A 12,902-nucleotide genomic window follows, 5' to 3' on the forward strand; every position below is an offset into this window, starting at 1 on the left:
GTTTCTTAGACCAGCCTAGTCTATTCATCGAAAAACTTACCGCTCAGGTCGACATCTCCTACTCGAACAGTATGATCGAAGCCGTGAACAAGAAAATGAAATATGAATTTCTGTTTCCTAAAAATCCTGTTTCTTTTGAGGAAGTGATCGACACTCTCAAAGCTGCGGTTCCAGAATACAACTCTCGTCCAAGCGGTGTCTTGTTCGGTTTCTCGCCGGATCAAGTTTTAAACGGCGCTATTCCCGACAAACATCGTTTTGTCGAGAATATCAAAGAGGCCGCCGCAAAACGGCCTAAAGTCAACAAACAAAATCTTTGTGATCCTTGCTCTGATCAATCTACTATTCCAAAAAAGATATAGCAGATATCTGTTTTTCACATTCAAGCACCGGCTAACTTCAATTAGTCGGTGTCTCTTTTTTTTATTCGGATTTTCAATTCATTTCCATCTTAGCATTTCTCCTTTTCAAACGGCATTACGGTTTTCCGGAACCCGCTTTCTTCCTTTGGTGTGCTTTCTGCACTGCAGTCCGAGCTTGTTTTAGCAGTTTGAAAGAAAAAAAAGAAGGTGGGTTCAAAGAGCCAGAACCAACTCTTTGATCCATCAAAGAGTTGACTATACACCAGGTCTGTCAAGGAAAGAGGAAGGTTTGAGAATTTTTTCTCAAACCTCAAAGAATACCGTGATCCCGAAGATCCTTCTCAGTCAGCCCGGTGACTTCCAGGGTAGTTCTTAGATCGATCCCTTTCGCAAGCATCTTACTCGCCGCTTCTAAAGCCTTTTTAAACTCGCCTTGTTCAATTCCTTGTTCGATTCCTTGTTCGATTCCTTGTTCGATTCCTTGTTCGATTCCTTTCTCGATTCCTTGTTCAATTCCTTTCTCAATTCCTTGGCGTTCGCCCGCTTCGAAACGAGCCGCTAAATCATACACATAGTCTCGATCCGATTTGAGTTTCTCTTCTATTTCTTTACGTTTCTTAGGATCATTCGAATATTGTTCCAAGATCGTAAACGCTTTACTCAAATCAGGCGTCTTGTCCACTAATATACTCATCTCTTCCTCCGTCAATTCCGGCGTATGTTTGATCACATACATCCAACGATACAAGTCACTACCTTCGCGAAGTAACCGCAAATGGTCATCTTCTGTCAACTTCGGTAATTCAATATAATGAATTTCCAATTCGTCTGTTAAAGTGATTTCTGGGTTACTCTCTTCCCGCAATTTGAACTTACTGTGATAATTCTCACTTGGAATCAAATTAAAGTCAACTATATTCACCTGATAGACCGCTTTCAAATCGCTGTAGCCTTCTCCCAATTTCAATTGATCTCGAATTAGTCCCGAAAGGTAATACAAGCTCCGTTTTACAAACGAGTTCTCGTGGGCCACTTGCACTTCCACATGGAAGTTTCTACCCGTCTCGTCCTTCGCGCGTATGTCCAGATACGAACGTTTGTCGTTCGGTGAAGTACCCGTTAGTTCCGGATTCAAGATCGTTATCTCCAGGATTCGGTGTTCTTGGTTCGTAAAAATCACGTCGTTTAACATCGATATCAGTAACTTCGGTTCTTTAACGAACAACGTCTTAAACATCCAATCCGACGTTAACGGCAAAAAGTTCATGCTCAATCTTTGGGGACGCTGCGCTCCGGAGTCAATGCCTTTTAGGGTAAATGGAACTTTGAATGTATGTTTTTTCAAGGATTGCCGACACTGCCGATATTCTATTCATTTCCATCTTGTCATTTTACCTTTTCAAGCCATTTTCCGGTTCCGGACCCAGCTTGCTGTTTTTGCTGTGGATTCTGCAACGCAGACTAGGACACACAAAAAATTCATTCATATTTAAAATACAATTCGGTAAATTCATATGAAGAATCGGTGGAAATTTCGAAAACGTAAGTATGTCCTTTTTTTAATGGTTTCGCAGCAACAGACACGTCTCCACCCAATTTGTCTCCGTAGCGAATCCATCCTTTAATTACCTTTCCTTTCTCCTTAACTGGATCACTTACAAACCAAATTAACCAGACGGTCCCACGATCAGGTGAATTTTCGGTTCTATCATGCAAAGATATCGATTTAACATGGACATCATTCTCATTTGATATATAAAAATATTGCCCAGTTGCATCACGATTTTCAAATTTCACTTCCATTCTACCTGCATTGCAAGAAGCATTCAGGACGAAAAAGGAAATTATCAACATCCCAGTGTACAATACTATCCTATGCTTAATACTGACCATAAATCTGTTTTATCCTTTTAATCATAATCGCGTCATTCATATCAGCATAGTTGTCATATCCCGTATAACCTCCGTTATAGAAATAGTTATTCTGCATACCGATTACCGAATTTGGAACGGCTCCAGCGAACGGAGTTGTTGTATATGTTCTATTCATCGATAATCCAAAAAGACCAAGAGTCTTTTGAACAACGGATGAGTTAGCGATCATATCCTTAATCTGTTCTGGAACATAGCGAAGAGCAAAACCTAACTTTCCGAGGAAACTTTCATTTTGTTGAGGTATATGGGTTATTTCATGTGCGAGGTGCCCGAGGGTATTCATCGAATCGAAAGGCCCAGTGCCAACCTGATTATAACCGGCGGGGTCTGACGACGACGCATTTGACAAGTTATAAACATTGTTCCCAATTGTTACTGAACCGGCATTTCCAAATGTTAACACTTTCAAAAGGAATTTTTGAACTCCCTCAGGTTTCATCAAGCGGATAGCGTCTAAATCCAAACCCGGAAACTGAGCTTTAAGCAAGGATTTTGCATATGGAGTTAACGGAACCTCCGTTACTCCGTCATTTTTCCAGTTCCTTAATACAGCTTCACTGTGGGCGCGTTCCGCATTAAGGTAATAACGCGCATTATTACGATATTCAGCTTTGGCTGCCGGAGACAATTCATTGAAATCCATGTCTCCATTCATAAACTGTTGATCATATTTATCCATTATATCTTTGGCTGCCACTAGTTTAAATAGCTTGTCTTTTTCTATATCTGTCAAAAGACCAAGTTCTCCTTTCGCCGTTAGCTCACCAAGTATACCCTCTTTCGAGCCACGTTCCTTTAATATATAATCTTGAAGCATTTTTTCTTCAGTGTCTGGAGAAACTTGACCACGACCAACAAGCATCATCGGGATCGGATCACCACCGCCAAACAACCCGCTCACACTCTCCCAAGCGGACTTAGCGCCGCGACCGATGCCCGAAACGGCAGCGCCCAAACCGTTAAAGATGTTGTCCAGTAGGTTGTTACGAGCCGCATCCGCTTTCTTTTGTTCGGGAGTACGGATGTCCGAATCTTTACCGAACGTGTAAGATACGTCGCTCGAAAGACCGGAGTGATCGTTGTAATTAAAATGACCCGCTACATTCGAAAACTCTCCAGTCCCGGGAAGACGAACACTCACACCAAATGAGTTTGTATGCTCACCCTCGTTCGTTATATTCAAAGAATAAGAGAGACTCACAGGCGCATTCTTACCGCTCGTGCTCACCGAGTAAGTCTTTCCACCTCGCTGAGAAATTCCTGCCTTCAAATCCAAACCGTTGCTAAAACCATAACCCAAAGATACACCAAAACCGTTCTTTTCAGAATACTCGCCGCCGAGCAATACACCGCTACCGGAAGTGCTGATGCCCGCGCTAAAGCCACCGGCGTAACTGTAACCTAAATTTACGCTTATCCCCGCATCATTAGTCACCGTATTGATCGCTCCAGATACCGCTCCTGCTGCCATACCAGCGGCACCGCCTTCATACGCACCCCGACTGGCTTTGTAGGCGATCAACGCAGGAACTGTAACCACCGCCGCTCCGGGAATAAAACTCGCTGCAGCCAAACCGGTCGTTATCACAAAGTCAATCACTTGATCATGTTGCGCCATCTCCGCTCCCGTGCGCATTCCAAGTTCATTCAAATGTCGTTGGGCTTTGTTTGTGTCTCTAAACTTCGCCAGCTCGTAGTTCCCTTCCGCAAACGTGCCCTCCAAACCTGTATTCTGCATATTTAATATACCACCGGTCAGGATTCCAAGAGCCGCTTCCACAACCGTCTCTGCCGCAAACATTACAAAGTCCACAGCTCCCGATGTTGCATACAACGCACCTTGAAGCGCTCGCTCACTTTGTTTGCCCGCTTCTTTTAAATCCTTCTTCGCTCCGTTAAAGTCTCCCGTGTAGGTTGCTTTCAGGTTGGCTTTTACGGCGGAAATAAAGGCGCTCCCCGCTCCCTTCACCGCATCCCCAAGACCTTCCCCAATCGCTCCCAGTTGATTGTAAAATCTTCCCATTCCCCCCGACTTTCTTTTCCGTAGCCGCGTCCATCTTACCCTTTCTCTTGTCCATCTCCTTCTTTGTTTTTAGGATGATGTAAGACTGAGCAAACTGAGCCTCTCCAAACGTTCCGTCCGCTACTTCTCCAACGAGAAAGCCTGAACTCATCGCTGACTTCGCACATTGTTCCGCTGACTTTCCGAGGCAAGATACGCTTTCTCCGCTTTTTACCGCGTCCAAGTATTCGTTGTAGGCATCTTGAACTTCAGTCGGATCAAAAAGCCCCTTCTCCGCTTCGTAGTTGCGGCGTTTGTCGCGATCGGGATCAAATACTTTTTTAAAGTCCGCGCTCATCTTGTTCTTCGCTAATCGTACCATCACTGTTAGGTCACTCGCACTTGGTACATTGTCATGATCAATCAAAAGTTCTGGTTTACCCAGATCCCAACTCTTACCTTTCGAGTCTTTGACTTCCGGAAATACTGTTGGCGGATTGTAATTGTAATACTGATATGTGCCTAACGTTTGGACCTCGTCTCCTCCGCTTGCAGTTTTGATCGTGCGGATGTATGCTCCTCCCAATCTCGCAAAGCCATCGTATGCCATGGTTTGATTCAATTGTTCGTCTACGTTTTGATTCTCTGTTTGAATCGTTTTGGCAAACGCATCCGGTAAATTCCTGAGAGACTCTAACGTCTGCAGGATAATTAGATTCTGGGAGAGTTTGTTCGTTTCGTTTAACAAGCCTTTGAATTGTTCTTTCAATCCGCTGTCGCTAAAGTTGTATTTCTTCACTTCGTTTAAAAAGAAATTCGTATCAATGCTACTCGCCCGATCGATGAGGCTGGCAGATATACTTCCCGGTTTTTTAGAGAGGATGCTGGAGAGGATGTCGTTTACGTTCACATTCATGCTCACTCCAGCGGGTAGGTTCTCTTGCATGGATGTTACTATTCCGGCTATGGAATCATACATCTCTTTTAGGGTAAGCTCGTCTGCTTGTTCGCTGCTCTTTTGTAAAAAGTTTTGGGTCCAAGTCTCTTTCTTTTCTAATGTACTTTCGATTCTGTCCAGGTAGATTTTTTGGTTCGCTTCGTGCTCTGCTTTAAAGTCAGCTCTCCAGTCTTTCCATTTTCCTTGAAACTCCTGCACCATGTTTTCCCAGCGTTTGGTTCCAGTTTGTTTCAGGTAACTCACGTTCTGAATCCAATCGCTTTTTAAGTCGTAGAATTCTTGTTCTTTCAAATTCCACTGCTGTTTTTGTTGTTCGGCTCTTTGTTGTAACTCGGCGTTGAAGATTTGAGATACGACTCCTGTCTCTCCCATGTAATCATTGAGGACGGTTCGGTAGATGTTTGTTTCTACGTTGTATGCGATTGTCTCTCCGTTGGTTGTGCGGGTTATTTTCTTGAGTAAGTCGGAGGCAAACTTTTCTCTTTCTTGCAGTACTACTTTTGCATCCACTTTTACCGCTATCTTTTCATCGTTTCCAGTTCCGATTTGTTTTGTGTAATTCTCTGCTTTTGAGTAGTAGGCGTCCCTTTTAGGGGTTAGGAAATAGGGGTTAGATGTTAGGGGCGTGCCCCGGCGTTTTACGCCGGGTCGCGCTCTTCGTTTCAATCTGCAACGCACCATTTCAAGCTTTGTGTATATTCCGGTTTTTGCATTTAACTCATGTTGCGTTGCAGGATTTCCACTACGATCGCTCACGCGGGGATTGTGGAAGAAAATTGGGCTTTTGAAACCAAAAACCGCTACAGCAAAATTACAAAATCTTGTGATTTGTGTCAAGAGCTAAAGCCACCTAATGCGTGTTAAGTGGAGTGGTTGTCAGGTTGCTTCGCACACCGTGTGCAGTTCGGGTTTGTAGTTTGAAAGAAAAAATGGAAGGAGGCTTTAAGAGTCAGAATCGACTCTTTGATAAATCAAAGAGTTGCCTATAACCAGTTTTGTCAAGGAAAAAGCATGACTAAAGATTTTTTTCTTCTCTCATCGCTTCCACATTCCTACAACTAATCACGATTAAACTCTCTTCAATTTTCTTATCATTGTTTCTACAATTCTTTTGGAAATCATGGATTCTATTATTATGAACTCTTGTCAATCTTCCGCTGATTCTCCTTGGCTCTGGATTTTTCTCTTTGAAAATCTACTTTTATATCTCCTTTACAAAGTCCCTCCAAAAAAAGCATTCGATCTCTTTACACTCTTGTTTAAAAAAGTAAAAGCGCCCTTTAACACAAAAAAACAAATCGGAAGACCTTTGGAGTATTGGAAGATCTATCATCACGTAATCCACATGCTGCGAGACAACATCCGCTGGGGGGCATCCAAAATTCATTCCGAATTATTAATGTTAGGATTTAATCCCTCTTTATCTACAGTTAAGAGAATCATCAAAAGAATCAAAAAGCCAAACGGGCCTTTTCAGGGTTGGAAAGCTTGGTTGTTCTTCCTTTCTCAAATCAAGAATTACACTGTCGCTACGGATCTTTGTAGAATTCAAACCGTTTACGGTTCTACTCTTTATGCTCTCGCTTTCATTCACATCGGTTCCAGAAAAATCGTTCATTTCAATATCACTCTGAATCCAACAAGAGATTGGGTTTTACGGCAAATTCAGGAAGCGAAATCTCTTTGCCCGAATTTCGACATCCTTTTACGCGATAACGACGTTCTCTTTTCAGGGTCTAAAATCATGAAAGGCTTAAAAGATCTTGAGATCGCTTCCCTTGTTACTCCTCCCGCTTCGCCTTGGTGCAACGGTATCATGGAACGGTGGTTCGGGTCTCTCAGAAGAGAATGTTTCAATCCTATTCCCGTCTTTTCTTTAAATCACGCTCAGTTCATTGCTGGAGAATACATCAACTATTACAACTTCTGGAGGCCACATCTTGCTTTGAACAAAGACTCGCCTTCCGGTAGAGTCGTTTCTTTTCCTACTTCGGACTCAAAACTTATCAAACGAAAAGTTTTGAGTGGTCTTCATCATGTTTATTTTCATTCAGAGGTCGCTTAACTTGATATATACTTTATATATGTCTACCATTTTGGATTAGCGTCGATAAACCAACTAACAGTTGTTAAGCAGTCAGATTGTAATCTGAATGTTACACTTAACATCTGTTAGTTTATGGACTAGGACACGGCAAACTCACTCTTTTCACTCTTTATCTTTATTTAAAACTTCTCGTGTTTGATGATCTTCTTATTTTTGTAATACTTTCTTTCCTTTAGTTTACCGTTTTCAAATCTTTCCTGCATTGTTCCCACTCCTTTTACAAAAGTGACTCGGTATTGCAAATCGCCAGTATCGAAGTATTTCAGCCACTCACCTTCTTCTAAACCGTGAACGTATTTTACTTTTTCATTCAAATTACCAGATTCATGGTAAATCAACTGTTCCCCTTCGCGTTTCCCGGAAACATACGTGCAGGTCTCCTTCGTCTTACCGTTTTCCCAAATTAAATGAAACTTACCTTCGTAAACTCCGTTTTTGTATTCAACGATGCCTGCTTCTTGACCCGCAGGCCACCAGAGTTTCCAAACTCCTTCTTTCTTTCCCTCTTTAGTTTCACCCAATTCCCATTTACGAAAATCAAAGTTAAACTCTGCTTCTTTTGGAATCGAACCCGGCTTTTCACGAGGTGGAAGTATTTTAGCTTTGTCTATATTAAAGCCGTAATACTGCTTTCTCGAATACCAGCGTCCGTCTATGTAATGAGTTGAATCCGTAAGTCCTTCTAACGAATAAACTTCACCTTCAAGAACACCGAGGGTGTTCCATTCTGTTCTTTTTAAAAAAGGTTCCTCTTTTTCTTCTAATATAAAAGTTTTATATTTCTCATTGTATATCGCACCTCTCGGAACGTTAGAAGGCCTTGGAGGTTCCGACAATAACGAAACCGTAAAAAGAAAACTAAATACTAAGATCGTTCTGAATTTCATTGTTTCTCCCTTTCTAAAAAACAGGATTCACGTAAGGCCTTTTGTTATTTCTACTAGAGTCTTTGATATATCGAGTCCAAAGATTACGCAAAACATCGCGTTGTTTTTTCGCGTAATCGTTGAAGGCGCTCGCAGATCCTGTTTCATTCACCGTTCCAGCCATACCTGTCATCTTGTAGGAAAAATAGGATATCAAGAAATTTTGAGTCGTATTCGCCAAATTCCTAACTGACTGACTTTTGCCGGATAACTCTGGACTGTTCACTCGCCGCAACCCTTCATAGATTTGAGAATACGCTGCATTCAAATTCGGAATCTTTCCTGTATTTAAATCCGAAGCCAAACTGATCAAACTACCTACTTCGGAGTCTAAAGAATCTAAAGTATTTTTTAGCTTTGTTTCCCCATCCGCCTGATCTTTCCATAAGTTCCTAATCTGCTCAAGAGATTCCTCCGTTTGCTTAGGATCCGATTGCAAAACGGCAAGCTGCTTGTCAATCGCATCATTCTTGTCTCTCCAGATCTGTCTCTCGGAATCCATTTCTTTGTAAAGCAATTGGATCGTATCTTCTACAAGCGGTTTTGTTATTTCAAAAGACTCCGAGACATCTCCCAGTTTTTCGGATATTTCCTGGATGTTGTTCATCGCATCCATTCCTGTTTTTACAACTGGAGAAAGAAGTTTTTTCAATACACCGGTAAGTTGATCCACAAAACCCTTTACTACAGATTCTCCAAGTCCTTCCTCTTGCGGATAAAGTTGGCTATGAATCTTGTCAAAAGCTTGTTGATACTCTTGACTTGCCAGCTTACGAGAATCAACAAGTATAAGATTACCGATTGATCCCTCTATTACAAGATTCCCTGTCTTCGGATCTCGAACCAAGACTGTACCGTCTTCATCAACGTAGGTTCCGGGACGCGGGCCTGGTTTTACTGTCGCCACATTCGCATCACCGCCAAACAACGCTTTCTTGATCGCATCCCAGCCGTTAGAGAGATTCTCTCCATTGATACCGCCCATAGCCCCGACCGCACCGTCCCAAGCTGACTTACCGACAGCACCAATGCCACTCACTAAACTCCCGACGCCGTTTAAAATGCCGCTTAGTAAATTTCGATTCGCGGCGGAATGATCAGGGTTGTTCGGTTTGCTGAAAAGATTACCGAAAAGATTTTTGTTAAAGCCGTATTGAACGTCGCTACTTAAGCCACCGTATTCCGAAACCGTCCAAGAAGGCGTTACGCTCAGAAGTGGACCGAGACCCGACGTTAGACCAACTGTTGCTCCGTAACCGGCTTTCGTATCGTAACTAAGACCCAAACTACCAGACGAACCTTGGCCATATTGACCTCGGATATTTGCACTCACTCCCGAAGATTGATTGTCTCGACCGATATTGTTTCACATGTAGCTGACTTCCGCCCAGTTCGAATAGCCTTCTTTCCCTTTTTGGCCAAGACCCATTTTCAAACCCGCAGTTGCTCCCCAAGCTCCGCTCTTAGAGTTGTAGTTTAAGCCGATACTACCGCCTAACTTCGTACTGTTGTCCGTTCCGATGTTCACTCCTGCTCCAAATCCGTTCGCATAACTGTAACTTAAATTCACACTTACCATTCCGTTCGTCTTGTAATCCAAGTAGGAGTTCACGACTCCCGAAACCGCACCCGCAAGCATTCCCGCCGAACCCCCTTCATACGCTCCTCGAAACGCCTCCCAGCCCGCCGTTCCAACCGCAGACATTACCATCAGTCCTACTCCCAGCGCTTGCGCCGGTGGAAAAGGTACGAACGTTAATAATCCGCCAATGATGCCCGCTACGTCTAGAGCCCCTAGACCCTGCAACTGCTGAATTTGCATTTTTCCCATAGCATTCGACAATTCAAAGCGTTTTAACCTTAGAAAACTTCCACCCCGAAAAAAAATCCCCTTAGACCGTTTTTGAAAATACACACAAAAATTTCCCCTAAGAACACTTTGGAAATATTCAACTTCCATCATGTGTTTTCCGAAGAAAACGGAAAAAACCGAAATACTTTTTAAGATTTCACTTCTAAATTCCACCAAAAGTTAGAGATTCAATTTCCAATTCTCTTTCCAAAGTCAAGAATTGCGGAAAATTGCGGATTTCTTCGCATATTTCAAACATACGAGCAAGAGTCTTGCCGCTTTCCCGGTTCCAATTCGTATTCTGCAAGGATCTACCGATCCAAGCTTGTATTCTTGCTTTCTATTACTTCTAAATCTCTCTTAGGGCTCGAACAAGACACGAATAGAGCTCGAATAGGACCCGTTTGGGAAAGCATAGAGCCCGAACAAGACACGAACAGAGCTCGAATAGAACCCGTTTCAAATGTAATAAAACCCAAATCAAGGCCGTTTTACGTTCGTTCTCGCTCCTTTTTCATTCTTTAGGTTCCATACAAGTCTCACACAAGTTCCGAATAAGTTCACTTTGAAATACGATAAGTGCCGAACAAGTTCCACACAAGTTCCGAATAAGTTCTGTTTGGGAAATCATAAGTTCCAAACAAGTCCCGTTTCAAATGCAATCATACAAGAATCAAGGCCGCTTCGCTCTCGCTCCTTTTTTTCTCCTTTAGGTTAAAGACAGGCCAATGACAGGAGAAGAACAAGACAACGACAGGCAAGTTTAGGTTAACGATAGGTTGAATATAGGCAAACTTAGGTGAAGGATAGGACAATCTTTAGAAACTAAAACCAGCACTCGAAGGCCGATTCGTTGGAATGTCTTCTAAAAACAAAGCGCCCGCTTCCTTTTTAGTTGTGAAATTTTGTTTCTTTCAGGTGAAATTGAAATCCATGCTAGTAAATGCTAGTGTTTTTACCGAATCCGCGATTCATTCAAAAATTCTTACGTAATTAGCGAGTCTTTGTTTTTTAAAGTCTCGCTAAAGTCCCATTATTGTTTCAGTAAAGTCGCGTTAAAGCTCCACTAAAGTATCACTAAGGTTCCATTAAAGTTCCATTTTCAATTTTAAGGTTTCACTAAAGTTTCGCTTTTTTCGAATAAGTGCGTAAACAAGAACGGTTTTAGAAGGTTTTGTTCAGCTTTTTCTTGCTTCCGAACCAAAAATGAATCGGTTTCGAACATAAAAACGATCTTTCCAAAATTCTTCAAACGAATTAGATTTCATCGAGAGTTCTTTCGAAAACAAGAGAAAAGTAGGCTTTTTCTTCTGGAAATATTAAATATCGTTCTGTTCTGAATTTGAACAGATAAATTACATTAGCACCGGGGTATTTACTCTCCCCCTCCGCCCCGACGTTTCCGTCGGAGTCGTCTTTAGAAAAGATTCCAAAGATCGGTTTTTAAGTTTAGAGGCCCCAAGGAAAGGAGCGCAATGTATAATGGCGGGTGATTCGATGCTTTCCTCTTGGTTTCAAGGAAGCGATTGGGGGAAAGTTTCTTTTTGACTACAATCTTCGGCAACTCGTTTTTTGGAGGAGAATCCGTTTTAGGTTCCACACAAGTTCCGTTTTCTGAACTTTTTTCTTCTTCGGTAAGAGTTCTAAATCACTCTCTTTCCCGGTTTTTTTCCCGGTTTTTTCGAATACAAACAAGATCTTTGCCGTTAAACCGAAATCTCTTCAAACCAGTATTGTGTCGTGAAATCGATTCTAAGATGGTACATTTTTGTGCCGAACTCTCTTTATTAATACGGGCTTTCGTTTCCTCTTCCGCTTGTATCCCGAAATCTTTTCGTGATTGGGATATTCCAAGAATCACAGCTAAAGAGGGAAGTTTCTCTGCAAAAGCCCGAATTTAGGCCGCGCCGCTACGAAGGAAAACGGATATCGGTTCCTTCTGGAAGGAACTTACCTGGAGAATCGAAAAACCGATTACATTGCCCAAAGTATCCACTTTTTCCATTACAGCATCATTTTCCGTTTCTTTAAAAATACCTTCTTTCTTTTCAAAGAGAACCTCTAAGTAGTCAGACTCTTTGTCGAAATATATCTTGATCTCTCTATCCATATAATACCTTTCCTTCCTTTACCTTGTCGGTAAAATACGCTGTGACAAGAAATAAATCGTCTATTCCATTCTTGATCACTACACAAAGATATTTGTCACCAACTAAAGTGTCGGCAAAATATTTGTAAAATAATTCCACTCTCTCATCCGTTCGGGATTGTCTCACTTGCTCCGGAGACAATAAACACTCTACAATCCTCTCCTCTTGTCCAGACATCTCAGGATGATCCCCCTCAATGTGCTTCTTTCTTTCTTCGGTAAATCGGATCTTTCTTTTAAATACGTCTTCCAGTTGATTCATTATCTACGTTACATTTTACTTCGTGAATCGCTTCTTAATCCGAATCAATCAGCATTCCGACTCGCTAACTTCTTTCTTAACTGTACTGTCGCCAATTTCTCTGTCTTTCCAGATTCCCGCTAAATTCAATTTCTCTAACGCTTCTCCAGTTGCAACCGGCAACTCTAATGTTAAAGTCTTTACCATTTCTTTCCCTCTTTGATTTCGACCTCGATTCAGCGATTTGTCCAATCCTTTTTCTACTTTCCAACTTCAGATAAATTAAGGATAATTTCAAGTGAGGAAAATGTAGGAAAAGTGAGTGAAAAATCGGCTGTTTTTTTCCTCACTTTTTTACCTAATTTCTTCC

At 42.0% G+C, this 12,902-nt stretch carries 7 protein-coding genes and 3 pseudogenes; 2 read left to right on the forward strand and 8 right to left on the reverse strand.

From position 1 onward, the window contains the following. Positions 1-362: pseudogene (locus tag LEP1GSC062_RS02675) on the forward strand (transposase); the annotation flags it as partial. Positions 363-672: 310 nt separating this feature from the next. Here the strand turns inward: LEP1GSC062_RS02675 and LEP1GSC062_RS02685 are convergent. From LEP1GSC062_RS02685 to LEP1GSC062_RS02695, 3 genes and pseudogenes are all read right to left on the reverse strand, one after another. Continuing rightward, complete coding sequence (locus LEP1GSC062_RS02685; protein ID WP_425268423.1) at positions 673-1,635, reverse strand: Rpn family recombination-promoting nuclease/putative transposase; 963 nt, start codon at positions 1,633-1,635, stop codon at positions 673-675. A 206-nt stretch (positions 1,636-1,841) separates the two neighbouring features. Next, positions 1,842-2,165: a hypothetical protein gene (locus tag LEP1GSC062_RS02690; protein ID WP_139357224.1), complete on the reverse strand. Its 324-nt coding sequence runs from the start codon at positions 2,163-2,165 to the stop codon at positions 1,842-1,844. Between the two features lie 76 nt (positions 2,166-2,241). Beyond that, positions 2,242-5,938, reverse strand: a pseudogene (locus tag LEP1GSC062_RS02695) (hypothetical protein). 454 nt (positions 5,939-6,392) lie between these two features. Here LEP1GSC062_RS02695 and LEP1GSC062_RS02700 point away from each other — a divergent pair. Then, positions 6,393-7,322 carry an integrase core domain-containing protein gene (locus LEP1GSC062_RS02700; protein ID WP_020983337.1) on the forward strand — a complete coding sequence of 310 codons (930 nt, stop codon included), beginning with the start codon at positions 6,393-6,395 and terminating at the stop codon, positions 7,320-7,322. A gap of 161 nt (positions 7,323-7,483) precedes the next feature. Here LEP1GSC062_RS02700 and LEP1GSC062_RS02705 read toward each other — a convergent pair whose 3' ends face one another. The 5 genes and pseudogenes from LEP1GSC062_RS02705 to LEP1GSC062_RS23835 all read right to left on the reverse strand — a co-directional run bounded on the left by LEP1GSC062_RS02705 (position 7,484) and on the right by LEP1GSC062_RS23835 (position 12,739). Further along, the gene (locus LEP1GSC062_RS02705; RefSeq protein ID WP_020983326.1) at positions 7,484-8,251 is read right to left on the reverse strand and encodes a toxin-antitoxin system YwqK family antitoxin; all 768 of its coding nucleotides are present in this window, start codon (positions 8,249-8,251) and stop codon (positions 7,484-7,486) included. A 13-nt stretch (positions 8,252-8,264) separates the two neighbouring features. Continuing rightward, positions 8,265-9,929: pseudogene (locus tag LEP1GSC062_RS02710) on the reverse strand (hypothetical protein). A 2,110-nt stretch (positions 9,930-12,039) separates the two neighbouring features. Continuing rightward, positions 12,040-12,252: a DUF2283 domain-containing protein gene (locus LEP1GSC062_RS02720; protein ID WP_010576105.1), complete on the reverse strand. Its 213-nt coding sequence runs from the start codon at positions 12,250-12,252 to the stop codon at positions 12,040-12,042. Further along, positions 12,245-12,553 (reverse strand): hypothetical protein, encoded by a 309-nt coding sequence (locus LEP1GSC062_RS02725; protein WP_010576104.1) that lies wholly within the window; start codon positions 12,551-12,553, stop codon positions 12,245-12,247. The genes LEP1GSC062_RS02720 and LEP1GSC062_RS02725 overlap by 8 nt, the downstream gene beginning before the upstream one ends. Before the next feature lie 48 nt (positions 12,554-12,601). Continuing rightward, positions 12,602-12,739, reverse strand: a complete 138-nt coding sequence (locus LEP1GSC062_RS23835) for a hypothetical protein (protein WP_167324057.1) — start codon at positions 12,737-12,739, stop codon at positions 12,602-12,604. Between the last annotated feature and the right edge of the window lie 163 nt (positions 12,740-12,902).

Source organism: Leptospira alexanderi serovar Manhao 3 str. L 60 (assembly GCF_000243815.2).
Taxonomy (GTDB): Bacteria; Spirochaetota; Leptospiria; order Leptospirales; family Leptospiraceae; genus Leptospira; species Leptospira alexanderi.

Coding starts and splice junctions, on each gene's coding strand:
- LEP1GSC062_RS02690 (WP_139357224.1), bottom strand. CDS start 2,165: ATGGAAGTGAAATTTGAAAATCGTGATGCAACTGGGCAATATTTTTAT.
- LEP1GSC062_RS02700 (WP_020983337.1), top strand. CDS start 6,393: ATGAACTCTTGTCAATCTTCCGCTGATTCTCCTTGGCTCTGGATTTTT.
- LEP1GSC062_RS02705 (WP_020983326.1), bottom strand. CDS start 8,251: ATGAAATTCAGAACGATCTTAGTATTTAGTTTTCTTTTTACGGTTTCG.
- LEP1GSC062_RS02720 (WP_010576105.1), bottom strand. CDS start 12,252: ATGGATAGAGAGATCAAGATATATTTCGACAAAGAGTCTGACTACTTA.
- LEP1GSC062_RS02725 (WP_010576104.1), bottom strand. CDS start 12,553: ATGAATCAACTGGAAGACGTATTTAAAAGAAAGATCCGATTTACCGAA.
- LEP1GSC062_RS23835 (WP_167324057.1), bottom strand. CDS start 12,739: ATGGTAAAGACTTTAACATTAGAGTTGCCGGTTGCAACTGGAGAAGCG.